1 protein-coding gene is annotated in these 1,207 nt (G+C 51.1%); it reads right to left on the bottom strand.

The features are described 5' to 3' along the window. Positions 1-507: 507 nt before the first annotated feature. Positions 508-1,047: a DUF4166 domain-containing protein gene (locus tag BMX80_RS17545; protein ID WP_074870820.1), complete on the bottom strand. Its 540-nt coding sequence runs from the start codon at positions 1,045-1,047 to the stop codon at positions 508-510. Positions 1,048-1,207: the final 160 nt, after the last annotated feature.

The following is a 1,207-nucleotide window of genomic DNA, read 5'->3' as shown; positions in this document are numbered from 1 at the left end:
AAAAGGTTTTTTGCATGCGGCTGACTCAGGCGATGGGCTTCCCGCGATTGTGCCAGCCAAGAGAGCTGCTGAGGAATAAATCAGCGTTTCCCTAGTTCTTTGGCTCTGTTGATATGTTGGGTAAGTCGCAGATTACCTTCTGCTTTTTGCAGATGGAGCACTCGGTTTTAATGGTGAGTCTATAGTTTATTAAGTAACCGCAGGCATTTAAGGCTTTGGGTAATAGGTAAATGATGGCGGAAATAAACATCAGTGATAGAAAAAGGCTAGAGGTTACAATGCACCCGCTTATGCGCCTTCTGCCGGTGTCGTTTTCGTAGCAAGATTGAAACTCCTCGGCTGTGCTGCCGCCAGTCAGCCCTTCTAGTGCAGCCTCGCCAACGCCATATACCAAAAAGCCGACCATGCAGAACATAATAAGCAGGAGTGTGCTGAGCCCAATAAAATCGCTCATATTCGCTGAAAATTTAAGTCGTGGTTTCTGAATTTTCTTGCAGCACTTTATGTTCATATGAGCTCCAGTAATCCGCTGTAGGAGAACAAAAAGCCGAGCACGGGCAGCGATACGCCCACGTAAAACCGGTATTGGCTGTTCTCGATGCTTTTATAGGCGCGCACTTGTGGCATACAGAACAGGGGGATGCGCACGCCGAATAACCGGCACTGGAGCGGTTGCCAGTGCCAGCCGCCGTCGATCACCTGCACTGCTAACACCAATTGCACAGCGCCGGTTTTTTCCAGCCAGTAGCCTGCAGGCCAGTAGCCTACGGGGCTGAACACGGATTGCCGCTGCGTTGCGCCGGCAAAAGTACGCTGCCAATACAAGGCTTGGTCATCAGAGTGAATGTGCACATCGAGTGCGGTGCTGCTAACGCTCAGCGGTAAACCGAATTTAGCGGCAAAGCGTTTGCCGACTAAGCCTGCTAGCCCGTGTCCGTATTGGATGTCGATTTGGCCGTGCAGCTGGCCGCCGTGGCGATGCAGGTCTTGGAGCATAGGGTGTAACTGGTTAAAGCCTGCGGCAAACCAAGTTTGTACAGCGTCCATTCTGTCCCTCTGTTGATCAAAAAAGCCGCCTAATGTGGCGGCTTTTTAACGCGATGCTCAGTTTGTTAAGGAAACGCTGATTTATTCCTCAGCAGCTCTCTTGGCTGGCACAATCGCGGGAAGCCCATCGCCTGAGTCAGCCGCATGCAAAAAACCTTTT

Source organism: Atopomonas hussainii, assembly GCF_900109735.1.
Classification (GTDB): domain Bacteria; phylum Pseudomonadota; class Gammaproteobacteria; order Pseudomonadales; family Pseudomonadaceae; genus Atopomonas; species Atopomonas hussainii.
The sequence above is the reverse complement of the archived record's forward strand: the minus strand, read 5'-3'. Positions and strand labels throughout refer to the sequence as shown.